Annotated in this window: 12 protein-coding genes, 1 other RNA gene and 1 pseudogene; 8 read left to right on the forward strand and 6 right to left on the reverse strand. The window is 43.1% G+C overall.

Features of this window, described 5'->3' with window-relative positions; translation table 11 throughout:
- Positions 1-119: 119 nt before the first annotated feature.
- The 5 genes and pseudogenes from QUA23_RS28910 (at position 120) to QUA23_RS28930 (ending at position 5,102) form a co-directional block, all read left to right on the forward strand.
- Positions 120-1,074 (forward strand): IS630 family transposase gene (locus QUA23_RS28910; RefSeq protein WP_333079276.1). Its coding sequence is split into 2 segments (ribosomal slippage): positions 120-463 and positions 462-1,074, totalling 957 coding nucleotides; the frame shifts between segments, so codons are not numbered across the junction.
- Positions 1,075-1,106: 32 nt separating this feature from the next.
- Positions 1,107-2,153 (forward strand): IS4 family transposase, encoded by a 1,047-nt coding sequence (locus QUA23_RS28915; protein WP_333079279.1) that lies wholly within the window; start codon positions 1,107-1,109, stop codon positions 2,151-2,153.
- Positions 2,154-2,239: 86 nt separating this feature from the next.
- Positions 2,240-3,133, forward strand: a pseudogene (locus QUA23_RS28920) (IS630 family transposase).
- A gap of 223 nt (positions 3,134-3,356) precedes the next feature.
- Positions 3,357-4,103, forward strand: coding sequence for a dienelactone hydrolase family protein (locus QUA23_RS28925; protein ID WP_333079280.1), 747 nt, complete (start codon positions 3,357-3,359; stop codon positions 4,101-4,103).
- 99 nt (positions 4,104-4,202) lie between these two features.
- Positions 4,203-5,102, forward strand: a complete 900-nt coding sequence (locus QUA23_RS28930; protein ID WP_333063140.1) for a S1 RNA-binding domain-containing protein — start codon at positions 4,203-4,205, stop codon at positions 5,100-5,102.
- A gap of 255 nt (positions 5,103-5,357) precedes the next feature.
- Here the strand turns inward: QUA23_RS28930 and QUA23_RS28935 are convergent, their stop codons facing one another.
- Complete coding sequence (locus tag QUA23_RS28935; RefSeq protein ID WP_333079281.1) at positions 5,358-7,589, reverse strand: polysaccharide biosynthesis tyrosine autokinase; 2,232 nt, start codon at positions 7,587-7,589, stop codon at positions 5,358-5,360.
- 21 nt (positions 7,590-7,610) lie between these two features.
- Positions 7,611-9,041 carry an SLBB domain-containing protein gene (locus tag QUA23_RS28940; RefSeq protein ID WP_333079282.1) on the reverse strand — a complete coding sequence of 477 codons (1,431 nt, stop codon included), beginning with the start codon at positions 9,039-9,041 and terminating at the stop codon, positions 7,611-7,613.
- Between the two features lie 33 nt (positions 9,042-9,074).
- Between QUA23_RS28940 and QUA23_RS28945 the strand changes: the two genes are divergently transcribed.
- Positions 9,075-10,430 carry an O-antigen ligase family protein gene (locus tag QUA23_RS28945; RefSeq protein WP_333079284.1) on the forward strand — a complete coding sequence of 452 codons (1,356 nt, stop codon included), beginning with the start codon at positions 9,075-9,077 and terminating at the stop codon, positions 10,428-10,430.
- A gap of 120 nt (positions 10,431-10,550) precedes the next feature.
- Here QUA23_RS28945 and QUA23_RS28950 read toward each other — a convergent pair whose 3' ends face one another.
- Positions 10,551-12,716 (reverse strand): ATP-binding protein, encoded by a 2,166-nt coding sequence (locus QUA23_RS28950; protein WP_333079286.1) that lies wholly within the window; start codon positions 12,714-12,716, stop codon positions 10,551-10,553.
- 170 nt (positions 12,717-12,886) lie between these two features.
- Positions 12,887-14,167 carry a phosphoribosylamine--glycine ligase gene (gene purD, locus QUA23_RS28955; protein WP_333079288.1) on the reverse strand — a complete coding sequence of 427 codons (1,281 nt, stop codon included), beginning with the start codon at positions 14,165-14,167 and terminating at the stop codon, positions 12,887-12,889.
- Positions 14,168-14,505: 338 nt separating this feature from the next.
- Between purD and QUA23_RS28960 the strand changes: the two genes are divergently transcribed.
- Positions 14,506-15,768 (forward strand): 5-(carboxyamino)imidazole ribonucleotide synthase, encoded by a 1,263-nt coding sequence (locus QUA23_RS28960; RefSeq protein WP_333079289.1) that lies wholly within the window; start codon positions 14,506-14,508, stop codon positions 15,766-15,768.
- Between the two features lie 50 nt (positions 15,769-15,818).
- A non-coding RNA gene (gene ssrS, locus QUA23_RS28965) (6S RNA) lies at positions 15,819-16,005 on the forward strand.
- 179 nt (positions 16,006-16,184) lie between these two features.
- Here the strand turns inward: ssrS and QUA23_RS28970 are convergent.
- Both QUA23_RS28970 and QUA23_RS31210 read right to left on the reverse strand, forming a co-directional pair.
- Complete coding sequence (locus QUA23_RS28970) at positions 16,185-16,667, reverse strand: IS5/IS1182 family transposase (protein ID WP_333079291.1); 483 nt, start codon at positions 16,665-16,667, stop codon at positions 16,185-16,187.
- Positions 16,585-17,043: a transposase gene (locus tag QUA23_RS31210; RefSeq protein ID WP_445243531.1), complete on the reverse strand. Its 459-nt coding sequence runs from the start codon at positions 17,041-17,043 to the stop codon at positions 16,585-16,587. The genes QUA23_RS28970 and QUA23_RS31210 overlap by 83 nt, the downstream gene beginning before the upstream one ends.
- Positions 17,044-17,610: the final 567 nt, after the last annotated feature.

A 17,610-nucleotide genomic window follows, 5' to 3' on the forward strand; every position in this document is an offset into this window, starting at 1 on the left:
TTTTCTTCTTTATATTTGGGAACTAGCTCACAAAAACGATACCTACTAATTGTAGCACTATTTTATGAAATTGGTATCACAACCCGTTTACTTGTACCAAACTTCATACATTGTTAAAAATGAAAGCTTATTCGATTGATTTTCGGCAAAAAATTCTTGATACTTATCATGCTGAACCCATTTCACAAAAAGCAATAGCTAAGCGTTTTTCTGTAGCCCTGAGTTTTGTACAAAAATTGCTTAAACAATATCGTGAAACAAAAAACATTACTCCGAGAACTGACCGATGTGGAGTCAAAGGCAAACTCAATGCGGAGCAACTACTCATCTTGGCCCAATTGATTGAAGAAAATAATGATGCAACTCTTGAAGAACTCCGTTATTTACTTTATGGAAAAATCGGATTTTCCGTTAGTAGAGCAACAAGAGGAAGAATGATAAAACTCTTAAACATTACTGTAAAAAAAAACTCTATTCCCTTCAGGAAAAGGCACCGAGCGAGTTCAAATCCTGCGATGTGAGTTCTGGGAAACAATTAAAAAGATTAGTTTAAAAGACTTAATATTCCTTGATGAATCGGGAGTTAATTTGGCAATGGTTAGGTTATATGCTAGGTCTTTAAAAGGTGACAGAGCCAAGGGATCCAAACCTACTAAACCTGGCAAAAATGTCTCAATAATTGGAGCAATTTCAGTCAATAAAATTTTGACATCGGTTAATCTAATAGGCGGAACTGATGCAATTACATTTGAAGCTTTTATTATCAGAAAACTCGTACCACAACTCTGGAAAGGTGCTTGTGTGGTGATGGATAATTGTCCTATTCACCTGGGAGAAGAAGTCAAAAAAGCTATTGAAAAGAAAGGCGCAAAATTAATATACTTATCACCTTATTCACCAGATTTTTCACCAATTGAGAATTTGTGGTCAAAACTTAAAATCATTCTCCGTTCTATCAAGACTACTAATTATCAAGAGTTAGGAAAAGCCATCGAGTTTGCCTTCGGACAAGTTACATCGTCAAATATTTTTAACTGGTTTACACACTGCTGTTATTGTACCTCATCTTTCTGAGAAAGGCTATAGGCAGCAGAATTGTTACACGCTTGCCTATCCAAACAAATAATGATACTAACATTCTACCAGACTCATTTACAAAAATACCTGACACCATCTCAGTTTTTGGTGATGACAATCTAGTATCCTTGATACAATCAGAAAAACAAATGAGATTAGAACGGCTCTCGCGAGTATTTCCCTGCCTAATTACAGCCGAAAGTCGGCGGCGGAAATTACAAAGATTTTTAGATTTACCTCACTTAACGATCGAATTAATTTGGTTCCCATTAATTACTTATTGGTTGACCACTTATTGCCGTGTTGGTAGTCGTTTATCAATCGCCATCAACCGCAGTCAATGGGGGTGTATTAATCTGTTTATGGTCAGCTTAATCTGGGAGCGAAGAGCAATTCCATTATACTGGTCATTGTTGCCAAAACTGGGAAGCAGCAACTTCGACGAACAAACTGCAAATCTACAGCCTGTTTTACCATTGTTTTCCCAATATAAAGTCATCGTTTTAGGAGATCGTAAATTTTGTTCAATCGACTTGGGAAACTGGCTGAAAGAAAAGGGTGTGTCTTTTTGTTTGAGACTGAAGAGGAATCATTGTATAGAAATAGAACATTTAGTTTGGCAACGGTTAGATGAATTAGAAATAGTACCCGGAACCTCTTTATATTTTCAAGGTAAAAGAGTAAGAAAAACTCAGACTGCTACTGGATTTGATGTTGCTTGTAAATGGAAAAGAAACTATGGGGCATGGAAGGTTGATGAAGCGTGGTTTATTCTCACAAACTTAGGCTCGTTGGGAGCAGCACTCAATGCTTATAAGCAGCGGATGGGAATTGAAGAAATGTTCCGAGATTGTAAAACAGTCGGCTACGACCTTGAAGGAACAAGCCTCAAAGGAAACAGACTTATTAACATGATTCTGCTCATGACACTTGCGTATAGTTCAGCAATATTTCAAGGTACTAAACTGAAGAAAAAGCAGGTACAAGAATATGTATCTCGTCGCAAAGAACCCAAAAAAAGATATGGTAGACGGAGTACATTTGGTGTTGGCGCAAGATGGAGAAAAGTGGGTTAATTATCTAGAACAATATTCTTGGGAGATGGAACAGTTAATAAACTTAACTCCTTCTAAACGCCGCTTTTATCAACAAGGTATCCGGGCTGCAACTCTTATACAGTCTATCTCGTAGACCTCTTTGTCACCCCCCAGGAAAAAGAGTAGTGGATTATGTAGAAAATGGCGGTCGTATCGCCCAAGCTGCTGTCCTATTTAAGGTAGGAAGAGCAACGATATATCGGTGGTTGGGTCGGTCAGACCTTCAAGCTACAAAGGTAAAAAGACGTAAGAGAAAACTAGATTGGCAAGCCTTAGAAAAGGATGTTAAAGAGAATCCAGATGCCAGATTAATCGACAGAGCCAAGAAGTTTGGAACCAGACCCAGTGCCATATCTTATGCTCTTAAAAAAAAGGAAAATTCCCGAAAAAAAAGAACGGGGTTAGCAGGAAAGAAACCGAGAATAAAGAATGAAATACTATTATAATCGAGCAAAAATTGATTAAAGTATCGGGAAATCAAAGCCTGGTTTTTATTGATGAATCAGGATTTGAACAGTTTCAATATTGTGCTTAGGGTTGGTCAAAAAAAGGAAAAAAAAGTCGGGTGAAAAGTCCGGCTTGCCGGGGAAAAAGAGAAAATCTAGTAGCCGTTCGACTGAAAGGAGAAAAGGATTTAATTGCCCCAATGGTTTTTACGGGAAGCCTCAATGCAGAAGGCTTTGAAGGGTGGTTATCTTTATATTTATTACCCTCTCTAACAAAGCCATCTATATTAATCATGGATAATGCACCGATTCATCGAAAAACAGCGATTCGAGAACTGGTAGAGGAAACGGGTCATCAAGTTCTTTTTCTCCCGAAATATTCTCGCCTACCTGAACGATATTGAACACGATTTTAGTGCCTTAAAGCGAGCCAGAATGTATGCTCTTGCTGGCACATCTTTAGATGAACTCATCTGTGCCTACTGCGCTCAATCGTGTCTCTTTTTTATTTGAAATGACTATATATTTTACCGAAATTTCATCTCCCTTAATTGCTATGAATGAGCCACCCCGAATTATTCAGCCCAACCTAAACCTTCAATAGATAGCGAATTTTTACCTGCCATATTTGCGCTATTTGCGCTTCGCGGTTCCGAAAAATATAATTGCCGAATTGCCTAAAATTTTCCCAAATCAACTTAAAATCAGTAGAGTGGCATTTACCTTAAAACTCCCTATGACCAAAGCCGAAATTATCACCAAAAACATCACAGTTCCTAACGGGGATTTGCAAATAGCTGCATACCTAGCCCAGCCAGCCTCTTCAGGGCAATTTCCCGCAGTTATCGTAATTCAAGAAATCTTTGGCGTCAACTCGCACATCCGCGAAGTTACTGAAAGAATAGCAAAAGAAGGATATGTGGCGATCGCCCCAGCCATTTACCAACGTCAAGCCCCCGGCTTTGAAACCGGCTACACACCCGAAGCTATCAAAATCGGCCGAGAATACAAAGAAAAAACCACAGCTTCCGAACTTCTCGGCGACATCCAAGCCACCATCGATTACCTCAAAACTCTACCCTCTGTCAAACAACAAGGTTTTGGCTGCATCGGTTTCTGCTTTGGAGGGCACGTCGCCTACATCGCCGCTACTTTGCCCGAAATCAAGGCTACAGCGTCGTTCTACGGCGCCGGTATCGCCACTCTAACCCCCGGCGGCGGAACCCCCACGATCGCCCGCACAGCAGACATTAAAGGCACTCTCTACGCCTTTTTTGGCACCCAAGACCCCAGCATTCCCCTAGAACAAGTTGAGCAAATCGCCGCCGAATTGCAAAAACACAGTATTTCTCACCGAATTTTCCGCTACAATGCCGATCACGGCTTCTTCTGCGACCACCGCGGCAGTTACGACGCTACGGCAGCAGCCGACTCGTGGACGCAGGTGAAGCAGCTATTTCATCAGCAACTTCAACCAGCTTAGAGAGTGGGAGATGGGGAGATAGGGAGATAGGGAGAGTGGGAAAATTTTTTCTACTGACGACTGCCAACTAAATTACTGACAACTGACAACTAAACTGACATGAATTCCAAATCTACAGGTTCTCAAAGCGCAAAAGCATCTTTTTCAATGGATGATTTTGCTAAAGCCCTCGAACAGCACAATTATGAGTTCCAGAAGGGACAAGTAGTGCGCGGCAAAGTGTTCGAGTACGACTCAAACGGCGCGTATGTTGATATCGGCGGCAAGTCTTCGGCTTTTTTGCCGATCGAAGAGGCTGCTTTGAGAACAGTAACGGATTTGTCGGAAGTGGTTCCGCTGGACGAGGAACGGGACTTTTTGATTATCCGCGAACAAGATGCAGATGGCCAAGTTACCTTGTCTCTGCGGCAGTTACAAATTCAGCAAGCTTGGGAAGATTTAATTGAATTGCAGGAAACCGGTAAAGTTCTTCAGGTGCGGGTTTCTGGCGCAAATAAGGGTGGCGTGACAGTAGATGTTCAGGGAATGCGCGGTTTTATTCCCCGATCGCACTTAGTGGAACGCGATAACCTAGAATCGCTGATCGGTCAATCTTTGAGCGTGAATTTTTTGGAGGTCGATCGCGAACGAGAAAAACTCGTACTTTCCCAGCGGATGGCCACTCAATCGAATGCTTTCAAGGATTTGCAAATTGGTCAGTTGGTGGAAGGAAAAGTCAGCAGCATCAAGCCTTTTGGCGTATTTGTGGACTTGGAAGGAGTTAGCGGTTTGCTGCACATCAAGCAAGTTAGCCAAAAATATATTGATAACCTTGGAAAGGTGTTTGCTCCCGGTCAACCCCTGAAAGCGATCGTGGTTGACCTCGATGAAAGTCGCGGCCGGATTTCGCTTTCTACTCGGGTACTGGAAAATTATCCAGGGGAAATGGTGGATAAAATGGCGGATGTTATGGATACGGCAGAAGAGCGATCGGAACGCGCTCGAAAGACTCTTTCTTAAGTCTTGATATAATTACCACCCCGACTTCTTAAAGAAGTCGGGGCTCTAAGAGCGCGATCGTTTTACGTTTAATTAGCTTGATTTACTTATTTTGCATTGTACATCGACTTCTTATACCAGTTTCCCCAAAGAATCCAACTATAGGCTAACTCCAAACCCCTATCTAGTAAGTGAATACCTCTGGTCAACCAAACATCAAAAATCCAAGATTGTCTTACTTCTTCCTTTGGCGGTCTAACTCCATTTCAGCGTTCGTTATTTAACCCCATTAGCTACTACTCCCAATACTTTAAAATCGGCTACATTTAGTTGATCTAAAGCTTTGTTTACCAGTCCGCGATCGGTTTTTTCTATTTTTACTATCAGCACTGTACCATCAGTTTGAGAGGCTAGTAAATGACCATCTGCTAAACCAATTAAAGGTGGTGTATCGTAAATGACTAAATCAAATAACGCTAGGAATTGTTCCATTAAATAGTGCATCTTTCTCGAAGAAAGTAATTTAATTGGATCAGGGGGAATAGTACCAGCAGTGAGGACAAAAAGATTGTCATCGTCGGGTAATCGCTGAATAGCCTCATTTAAGCTTAAATCAGAACTTAAAGTATTACTTAAACCTTTCAGATTTGATAAACTAAGGTATGTATGGAGTTGAGGAGAACGCATATTAGCATCTACTAATAATACTCGTTTACCCACAGCAGAAGCAGTTTTAGCTAAATAAAGTGCTACAGTTGACTTACCCTCACCTTTAAGAGTCGAAGTGATGGTTAAAGAACTTACTGGGTGTTCAGCATTTAATAACTGAATATTTGTGTATAAGTAGTGAAATGCCTCTATTACAGGAAAATCTTGGGAATTTGAAACTATTATTCGTTTTAAGCTTGCACCGTTAGTATTTGAAGTTATGCTAGTGAATTGAGCGGGAACCCTTTCACCTCTACGAGATTTAATTTTCATCGCTTTGGCGATCGGAATTACTCCCAAAAGAGGACGTTTAGTTGCTGATTTAATTTCTTCGGGAGTATGAAAAACAGTATTTAAAACTTCTACTAGGAAACCTATAGCAATGCCTAGTAAAGTGCTAATAACGATCGCGATCGCTAGCTGCCGGCGGGTTTGTTTTTCTGTTACTGGGTGGAGATCACCATTTTCGTTTGTGACTAACTGTGGTTTAGATATAATTTCCCAAGAGTCATAAATTTGACCAGCATCTATTTGTAAAGTTTTTTGTTTTTCCATGAACAGCTTGAGAGTATCTTTAGCTAGTTCTAGTTTTAATTGTAGGTCATCATAGCGACGTTGAGCTTGGGGCATTTGAGTAATTTTTGCTTGCAGTAAATTTTGGCTATTAGTTATCACTCGCTCGCGAGCTTCCAACTGTTTTAGTTGTGATTGCATCTGCAAAATAACAGTATCAGCTTCTATTTTTATTAAATCGCGCAAACTTTGCTGCTTTTCCCGCAAAGATTGAATGGGAAGGCTATTTTCATAAAATTGAGTAGAATTTAAAGCTAATTGCGACTCTATTTCAGTTATTTTGCCTATTAAACTTTCATAAGACTTGGGGCTAATATCAATAATCCAACGATTATCGCCATTTAATGATCTTTTTTTGTAGTTTTCATATTGCTGCCTACTTTCTGCTAGTTGTACTTGCACTTCTAGGCGACGATTAGTTACACTATCTAGCTGATCTGATAGGCTGCGGCTGCGTACTTCTGGTTGATTAAAGTTATACTTAATTCTTAAGGTTTGTAATTCTTGCTGCAAGTTATCTACTTTCTGCTGGAGGGGTGGCATTTGTCTAGCAATAAAATCAATACTTTGTTTGCTAACTCTTAAGCGCTCTTTGCCCATATATTCTCGGTAATATTTGGCAGTTTCTTCCAGCACATATTTGATGCGCTTGGGATCTCGATCACGGTAGCTAATATCTAGGAGTTTAGTACCCCCCTGCTTCCCATCTCGCAAGAAAGTAACACGTTGGATAGTCAAGCGGTTGTTGAGATTTTTATAGTCAAAATTTGGATATCTTTGTTGCAATTTATTAACTAATGGTATTAGCACTTCGGGGCTTTTTAAAACCCGCGTTAAACTTTGATAATCCACCGAGGAACCGTCTTCCGCTGATGACTTAATTTTGTTCAAGTCTGTGATGCCTATACCGTTACTTTGAGCTTGGACTAAGAGCTTTGATAGCCGATCGTCAGTCGTAAGCGGTTCTGCTAAAACTGTAAATTTTCCTTCATACTCAGTAATAGATTTTTTGGCAGCCCTGATCACGAAAGTACCAGTCAAAGTACCGATGCTGGCAGCTACTATAGCCATCACCAGAAGGCGACGTTTGACCACAGCTACTACCCATCCCATATCAAGGACTTGGTCATCTCCTTCTGGGGTACTAGCTACGTAGTTACGGGAGGCTGCGGACAGATAGTGACCATTAAGATCATCCTTTAGGGAAGAAAACAGCTTTTTATCCATAAGGCTAATTTTATGAAATTCCTAATTTCCTAAGATTCTGAGTAGCTCTATTAGTCGGGTGGGAACGAGAATTCCACCAATAATATTATTAACTGGTGTGAGAACAGTGGTAATGGTGTCTACCAAGGTAGCAGTCCTTGATCGTCCCACTATAATTATGTCATTATCTTGAATAAGTGGGTTGGTTTGACCATCGATTCCTTGATTCAAATTAATTGCTACTTCCGATCGCGATATAGTTCCATTAGGATTCAGCCTGATCAGTTCTACGGATCTAGAGTTAGCGCGACTTAGCCTGAAACCTCCCGCACTCATAATTGCTTGATTTAAGGTAGTATTAGGAGGTAATTTGAGTCCACCCGGAGTATTGACTTCTCCGATAACATTTACTTGCACAGTCCCCGGAGCAAAGCTAGCAGTCGCTAGAACCGAAACTTCTCCAGGGTCGATCGCCGTCGCTGTCGGCACAAATATGATATCCCCTTCTTGTAGTATAGTATCTTGAGAGGTATCTTGTTCTTGCAAATATTGCCAGAGGTTAATAGTTCTAATTTGTTGTTGGCCACTTCTAGTATAACGTTGAAGTTGGATTTGGCGAATATCTGCGATTGATGTGATTCCACCAGCTAGTTGTAGAGCACGAATAATTGTCGGTTGTCCGTTGGTTCTTTGACCATTTTGGGTATCACCACCAATGGCGACATATCTACCGGGACGCTTTACCTCTCCGAATACTGAGACACTACGGGGTTGCTCTGCTGGTATAGAAAAAGTAGATTCACTAAGTTGATTTGTTTCTGTTAAATTAATTGTTTCTTGAGGGGGAACCAAGATTTGATCTCCATCTCGCAACGTGATATCTTGGCTGGTCTGACCAGTTTGTAAATAATCCCACAGATTATAAGTGATAGTTATTTCTTTGTTCGCCGTGAGCCGACGCCGCACAATTACTCGTCGGATATCAGCGCTAGCTCGAATACCCCCAGCTTTTTCTAAAGCTTGAGGAAGAGTGGGAAACTGAACAGATGGTCTGTTGCCACCTCCATTAGCTAGGGGTAATGAGTAGGAGCCGGGACGGCTTATTTCACCAGATAACCAAATATTGAGCGGGCGAGCAGCTTGTAAGCTGATGGTAACTAAAGGTCTTTTTACAACGCGACCATAAGCTCTAGTGATAACTTGGGCGGCCTGTTCTAAAGTTAATCCTTGAAGGGGAACACTACCAATAATCGGGATTTGAATAGCTCCCCCAGCGGGAATTTGATATTCCCCACTAAGCTGGGGCAGATCGTAGATATCAATTCTAATATTGTCTCCACCGCCTAGATAGTAGTCAGTATTAATACTTGTTGCGGGGCCTGGGGACTGAGCGAGGTTGGTTTGAGGGTACGAGAGAGTGAGTACCAGCGCCAGCATTGGCACTTGTAAGGCAGGGAGAGTAAGCCATTTCATAGGTAGTAGCAAATTGATAATAGAGGTAAAGCCATGAAAGATATTTTAAGGGTGCCGATGTTTGCGTTGATGCTTTTTTGTTTAGCAGTTATCGTCTTTGTGACTATTTATATTTTAGCCGCACGCCATCCGAAATTGGGTGCCAGATTAGAAAAGATTTTTGTGGGGATACTTTTTTTTACCATCACTGGTGGTTCAGGGATCATAGCCATGCCCTTTCCCAAACTCCATCCTAACGTTTTCTACAACTTAGAAACTACACCCCCAACAATGATTGGTCAAATTGCCATTTATGGGGCCATGATATTAATGCTTTTTCCCCGATTAACTAAAACTACCCAAAAAACAGTTTCTATGTGCATTAAATGGATAGCAGGAGACATTTTTTTAGGTGGGTTTTTATTGATAATGACTTTATCTGGCTTGTGGTCACAAACTCCTGAAATTACTTTTAGGGCTATTTTGGCTATTTGGGGAGTAACACTGGTTTCTATTTATGTAGGAAAAGTGTATAGTTGGTTAGAAATTTATGGATTATTGAGATGGCTAACTGGTTTATTAGCTTTATGGTTACTTGTGAAAACAAATGCAGCACCGGACGGTTGTTGGACAGGAGTTTTAGGTCATAAAAACACTTTTTCTTTTCAAATGGCTAATACAGCTTCTTTATGGATTTTATATGCTTTTAAGGAGCGTAAATATCGATACTTATCATTATTTATCATTTTAATATCTTTATTAGGATTGCAAAAAGGTTGTAGCGGTGCTAGTCGGATTTTGACAGTGGTATTAATCAGTTTGTGGAGTTATTTAGCACTCTTAAAAAAATTACCTGTAAAATGGGCTTTTGTCTGCTTTATCTTATTTTTGGTCGGTAGTATAGGTATAAGTATTTTGGTGTTAAATAATTTAGAGGCTATTATTGTGGATGGCTTGCAAAAAGATATGACTTTAACCGGTAGAACCGATTTTTGGCCTTTAATTATTGATAGAGTTAATCAAAATAATCCCATGTTTGGTTATGGAATGCAAGGATTTTGGCAGTCTTGGCGTGGCTTGGAAAACCCCGCTTACGGAATTATAGTAGCTAAAACTGGTTTTGTGCCACCCCACTCTCACAATGGTTTTCTTGATATACTTTGCGAACTGGGTTGGACGGGACTCTTTTTGTTTATTGGGTCATTCTTGAATAATATATTTAGAGGTATAAAGTACCTAGTTAAAGGAAATTTTCCAGAGTCAGGTTTGCCTTTGTATTTATTAACATTTATGCTAATGACCAATTTGACCGAGGGGGGACTATTGGGGGTTGGTACTTATTGGTGTTGGTATGTAGTTTTATCGGTAAAATTGAGCTTAGATAGGACAGCTAAGGATAATCCACAATGATGATGTCAGCCTTCGGTCAGGCCTATTAGGAGAATCTTTAAACAGAATAGGCATATACCCGACTTTTTAAAGAAGTTGGGGGTTTAAAAGTGATCGCGTTTTACGTTTAATTAAGTGAGCTTACTTAATATGACTCGCAATTGTTTCACTCTCCACAGTTGCTTCCACTGGCCAAGAATTTTCCATGTCTACTGTTTGTTTCGGCTGATAAACTGCCAAGTCGAACCAGAAAGTCGTACCCACATTAACTTCGCTAACTAAATTAATTTTAGTGTGGTGCTTGTCAATAATGTTTCTGACAATAGAAAGACCTAATCCCGTTCCTTCTAAAGTGTGTACTCGGTTTTCTACCCGGAAAAAGCGCTCGAAGATTGCTTGTTGGTCTTCAGGATCTATGCCAATTCCAGTATCAGAAATTTCGATCCGCACTACGGGACAAGGTTGGGCATCCGGTGACAAGTTGTGGTTGACGGATTGACCGTCTTTGTGGGTTGGCGCCTCCGGCTCTAGCAAATATGCTCGAATAGCCACCTTGCCGCCGGACTGAGTAAATTTTAAGGCATTTCCTACTAAATTTGCAAATACTTGCAGTAACAAATCGTAATGACCTAAAGCAGGCGGCAAATACGGGTCAACTTCTTGCTCTAATTCAATGCCTTTATCCTTAGCATTTAACTGATAAGTCCGCAGGGTTTGTTCCACAGCTTGCGGGAGGTCAACCGCCTCCAAGTGATAAACTCGGCAGGATTCCAGTCGCGACAAGTCTAACACGTCGTTAACTAAACGAGTTAGTCGATCGGTTTCTCGATTGGCAATTTCTAGGAATTCCCTGCGCTCGCTTTCTAGAAGGTCTTCTCCGTACTCGTGGAGAGTCTCGATAAAAGATTTGATATTAAATAAAGGTGTTCTCAATTCGTGAGAAACATTGCTGATAAAATTGCTTTTAGCCTCATTGAGTTCTACTTCGCGAGTAATGTCCTGCACTGTCATTGCAATGCCTTTGAGACTTTCTCGGTAATTTCCGGAACCTTGATGCTTCGAGGTTTGCTCGTAGAAAGTACACTCTACAGCTACCGGGCGTTGTGGCTCGGTACAGGTATCTTCCTCATGGCGGATGCAGCTTCTGCACAGCGGTTCGGCACCGGGCGCTTTGTGCAGAATGACTGTTGTTAAAACAATCCGAATTGTACGGTTAACAGGTTCGCTCATCGAGATGCGAAATTCGCCGCCGTCGCGATCGCCTGCAGCTATTTCCTGCAACGGTCTAGCCAACTCCTGCTGCACTTCCGAAGGCAAAATGTTCAGAACATTTACTCCAAGCGCATTTTTACCTTCCCATCCAAAAATCCGCATCCCCGTCGGATTAACTAAAATCACCTGCAAATTTGCGTCTAATAAAAGCGCGCCATCAGCAATCGTTGAAACCAAAGTTTCTAACTTAGCTTTTTCCGCTGTCAGCTCTTCAATATTTTGTTCTTCATAACTTTCGAGTTTCTGGGCCATTTCATTAAAACTGCCAATCAACTCGCCCAATTCTCCCCCTAAAGGCAGGTCAACTCGCTGCTTAAAATTCCCGCTGGCAATGTTTTTGACCCCGAAGACTAATTGTTTGATCGGCTGAGTAATTGTCAGGGCATTAAATACAGCTCCCAAAATTACCATCACCCAAATTGTGACAAATACTGCTAAAGTGACATCCCTAGTAAGATTTGAAGAGATAACTGCTGCGGGATTTGGGTTAATGCCGATTGCCAAAACTCCCAAATATTTGTCTTCATGAATTAACGGCACAAATACATCGGTAACTTCTCCATCTGGCGTCAAATGCTGCCGCACCAAAGGCAAAGAAGTTAAATTTCTCGCCTCAATATCGGTGATAAAATTATCCGGAAGTTTGATCTGGCGGCGCAGCGTCAGGGAAGTTTCCACCTCGGATTCTGAAAAGGGTATCCCCAGGAAAATATCCCCCGCTTCGTCGGCGTAAAGCATATAGCGGACGCTAGAAGTGCTGCTGTAAAATTGGCGGGAAAAGCGGGCGACTTCGGAGCGATCGTTTTTGGCAATCAGTGGCGCCACATTTGCCGCCAATAGCAGGCCGAGGTCGCGGCCGTAGCGAGTATCGTTAAGTCGGGCATCTTGCTGGATAGTATTCACCGCCCAGAATGTCAGGCCGCTCATAATTAACGACACTACGAGGGTAGCAGCGGCCATCAGGCGGGTCTGGAGGGTAAAATCCGACCACCAGCGGGCAATAATTTCTCCGATTTTGTTTAGTATGGCCAGCATTTCACCACTTCACCCGTTCAATATTAAAAGCAAGATCAATTCAGTTGGCTCCCGATCGAATTTTCTGATGCGACTTGTCCGCTACCGCCATCGCATAGATACCAAATTTCATTGTTACATTTCTACATTGAGATTGCTTGGCTTTCGGATGGCGGCCGATGTCGCAATTCCTAATTTTTATCACCCAGGGCTCGGCGGCCGATGTCCCGGCGGCAGTAGACGCCTTCAAATTGGATGCAATCAACTGCTGTATAAGCCTTGGAAATAGCTTGTTCCAAAGTTTCTCCCGTCGCAGTTACACCTAAAACCCGGCCGCCGTCACTCACTAACTGTTGCTGCTTCAACTGAGTACCGGCGTGAAACACTTCTGCTCCTTTGGCTTCAGCTTCCTCGATACCTGTAATAACTTTGCCTTTTTGATAACTTCCAGGATAGCCCCCAGAAGCCAAAACTACGCAAACAGAGGCCCCCGACTTCCAGCGAATAGAATATTCACCCAGACGCTGCTGACAGCAGGCGAGCACCAAATCTTCTAAAGGAGTTTCCAGCAGTGACAAAACCGCTTGAGTTTCGGGATCTCCGAAACGGCAGTTGAATTCTAAGACTTTGGGTTCTCCGTCCGGGGTAATCATTAAACCGGCGTAGAGTACACCCCGGTAGTCAATTTTGCGTTTTTGCAGTGCTGCAATGGTGGGTTCGAGAATTTCTTCTTGAATCCTTTCCATGAGTTCCGGGGTGACAATGGGCGCTGGGGCGTAGGCTCCCATACCGCCTGTGTTGGCTCCCTTGTCGCCTTCGCCGATAGCTTTGTGGTCTTGAGCCGGCAGCAACGGTTCCACTGTGATGCCGTCGGTAAGGGCGAGAATCGAGACTTCTTGACCTGTTAAGAATTCTTCGACGACGACTCGGATGTTGTCGGTGCCGAATTCGCCTCGGAAAATGGTGTTGATGGCGCTGTGAGCCATTTTGACGGTGGTGGCAACGGTGACTCCTTTGCCTGATGCGAGTCCGTCTGCTTTGATAACTATTGGGGTTCCTTGTTCCACAACGTATGCTTTTGCTGCTTCTGCGTCTGTAAATACGGCAGCTTTCGGTGTTGGGATGCCTGCTTCGAGCATCAATTCTTTGGCCCAGGATTTGCTGGATTCAATTTGGGCACCGGCTTTGGTGGGGCCGAAAATCATCATTTTTCGTTGGTGGAAATAGTCGGCGATGCCTAGGGATAGGGGCAATTCGGGGCCGACGATAACTAATCCGATGTTGTTGACCATCACAAAGCGTTCGATGCCCTGGAAGTCGTCGATGTTGAGCGACAGATTTTGACAGCCTTGGGTGGTAGCTGTGCCGCCGTTGCCCGGTACGCAGAATACTTGTTTAATCCGCGTAGATTCTAGCAGTTTTTTTGCGATCGCGTGTTCGCGACCTCCGTTTCCCACAACTAAAACTTTCACAGTATCCTCACCTATAAATTTTGTTCCCTGAATGTCTGATTTTCAGTGTTGGCATCTCTCTATCTGCTTTTTGCAGTGCTGTCAATTATGCCATGGTTGGGGCTAGGGAATTGCTAGATGTGGAACTTTTCTGGACGGGTGGGGTTCGACGGCTGTTTCTCAATGGCTGGGAGTGTGCAATAATTAAAGACTTTAGCCACCCTATTTTTCTGGGTTCTGCCTCGATTTAATCCTGCAATTAAAACTATTTTTTGGCTTTTAACTCTGCAATTACTGTAATTGAGCCAGGGTTAAATAGCGATAAGATAGGCAGGTTGACTTTGCGGAATTTTACTCACATGAAATCAAATCAAACTGCTGCGAGTTCGTCTGCCCAATTTAAGCGGGTGGGCGTTGTCGGCGGCGGCCAGCTAGCTTCGATGATGGGGGATGCTGCTAGGGCGCTAGGTATTGAATTGGTAGTGCAAACTCCCCATGCTACTGATCCGGCAGTTTCGGTTGCTGCTGGTGCTGTTTTGGCTGCTGTTGATGATGTTTTGGCTACGGCTCAATTGGCGGCTGGCTGCGATGTTATTACTTTTGAAAATGAGTTTGTGGAGTTGGATGGTTTGCGGCCGCTAGAAGAGCAAGGTGTGTTATTTCAGCCGAGTTTGTCGTCGCTTTCTCCTTTGTTGGATAAGTACGTTCAACGCTGTTATTTACAAGGTTTAGGTTTGCCAACTCCGAGGTTTTGGGAATGGGATTGCAGCGCGGATTTGCCCCCAGAATTGTTTAAGGCGGTGGCGATCGACTTTCCGGCAATTTCTGTTTCTGACAGCGTGCAGAGTGAAGGAGACTCGGATGCTGGATCGATCGACTTTCCCTTTGTCGTCAAAGTTCGCCGCCACGGTTATGACGGCCAAGGTACTTTTATTGTTAAGGATCGGGGGAGTTTTGAGTCAATTCGTGCTAAACTTCAAGGTCAGTCTTTGCTAGTGGAAGAGTTTGTGCCGTTCGATCGCGAGTTAGCTGTGATTGCGGCTCGATCGGCAACTGGCGAAATTGCAATTTATCCGATCGTCGAAACTCAGCAGCAAAATCAGGTTTGTCATCTGGTGATTGCGCCCGCTGATATTAGTTTAGATGTGAAAACTGAAGCTTGTGCGATCGCCCGCACTCTCCTCAACAGCTTAGAAGCTGTCGGCGTATTCGGCATTGAATTATTTTTAACAGCCGATAATAAGCTGTTAGTCAATGAAATTGCACCCCGCACCCACAACTCGGGACATTTTACCATTGATGCCTGTGAAACTTCACAATTTGAACAGCATTTGCGCGCAGTTTGTCAACTACCTTTAGGCAATTCAGCGTTGAAATGTGCAGGTGCTGTCATGGTAAATTTGCTCGGCTACGAGTCGGCCGAGTCCGATTATGTAGCAAAAAGACAACAACTGGCACAAATTAGCGGTGCTTTTGTCCATTGGTATGGTAAGAAAGTATCGCGTCCTGGCCGCAAACTCGGTCACGTTACAGTTGTGCTCGACGCGGACTTGGTGGCTCAGGGGCGATCGCAAGCACAGGCGATCGCTCAAAGCGTTGAATCTATCTGGTATGCAAGTTAAATTGCTCGAAGCTTGCCAAAATCTGGTTAGTTGGTATATATTAAATAAAGGTTCTACTGCGACGTTGGTGACTGCCAATAATGTTTTTTTGATCTATAACTCTTAACTCTCGGGAATCAAGATGTTTGGACAGCAGTAAACTGGGCTTGTACCCAGAAACTTTAAGTCCGAGCCAACGGTACCCACCTGGTAAAATACCAGGTCAAAAGCTGAGGTAAGACGGCGTTGCGGGGAGCTATTAAAATTTGGATTGAGATAGGCGCTGTGAAATATGGCTAGCCTATTTTTTTTGAGTAAACGCCTTTACTCATACTTGGCTTTTACGTACGATTAGTTGAGATTCGAGTTTAGACTAGGTACATCAAAAAGTGCGATCGCTGTGAGACTGGCGAACGTCTATAGAACCTATTTGGGATCTATTCATTTGCTATTGCCAACCGTTTCTTTGCTAAGCGTTTGAGCATGAGCCGAATGAAACACACATTGAGCTTAGCCGTCGCATTCTCCAGCGTCCCCTCGAAATTCTTGACTAAATTCTTACACCGTTCTACCCACGCATTTGACCGCTCAATGACCCAACGAGTCGGAATGACGACAAATCCCGTCTGCCCTTGCTGCTGCTTTTGGGCTTTGGTCGGCTTCGGAGCCACTTCAAACTGAATTTTAGTCATGATTTGAGGATAAATCTGCTCTAACGCCGCACTTAGCACGGTGGGATGATACCCGTGGTGCAGCAAAATCGTTAGTTTGGGCAAGTCATCAGGTCTATCCTTGAAGTAATTAATGTTGGCTGCTAGCATCTCAATCAATCCCTGGTCATCGGACACATTGGCAAGGACTGCAATGAATGAAGAACGGGAATCCCAGGCTATCCACTGCCAAATGATGCTTGATGCCATTGGTAGGTTTGTAAAAGCAGGATCCAACTCCAGCATTACAGGTGTTTTTCACCGCTTGTGAGTCGATGATTAGCAACATTGTCCACGTTGGTTTTTTTTGACCTGTGTTCGCGCTTGGGCGTACAAGGTATCTCGAATCTCCTTTACTAACACGCCGTCTGAGCGCCACTGCTTGTAGTGCCAAAATACTGTGGAGTAGGGTGGCAGGTATGCAGGGCAGGTCACCCCAGTTGCAACCGTTCTTCAGTTGGTAGAGGATGCCCTTCAAGATTTGACGCGCAAGTCCACCGAGAGGCGGTGTCGTTTGCTTTTTTTGAGGCAAGAGTGGCTCAACGATTTCCCACTCCTTGTCGGTTAGGTCGCTGGAATATGCCATTTATGACTAATTCTAGCTCCTCATCCAAGACCCCAAATAGGTTCTATATCTCGCTTGAGTCGCAACGCCGGACACTTTATCAGGATTAACCTCCGTCCACTCTACTTATTCCTATTTTACCGCCATAACCATTAGTCTTTCAGCAACGCCAATTATTTAATATGGTGTCTCATTACACTATCATTCTGCCTGTTCAGGACGGCGATGTCTGAGGGGTTAAACCCCTCAGACATCGCCAGTCTCTTTTTCTCACCGACTTACTTAACCCTAGGAAGAGTGAGCGTGATCTTTGCTTAATTTTTCTTAATATCCCGTGGTAAAGGTTGAAGAACGAACGCCTGGTTGAGAACGATCACATCCTTAAAGCAAAGTTGACACCAATGAACTGTGCCTTACGTATACTCGAAGTAAGGCCCATCATCATGTTGAACCACAGAGTTCTTCTATCCATGGGCGGGAGATTGTCAGGGCAAAAGCCGTATTTTGGTCCAAAAAAAGACCCCATAGTTAAAAGAGGAGTCAGCCAGCGGAGGCAGGTTCGGGAATAAACAGCCAAAACCCTTGGTG

Origin of the sequence: Microcoleus sp. Pol1C5, from assembly GCF_036701115.1 — a bacterium.
GTDB lineage: Bacteria > Cyanobacteriota > Cyanobacteriia > Cyanobacteriales > Microcoleaceae > Microcoleus.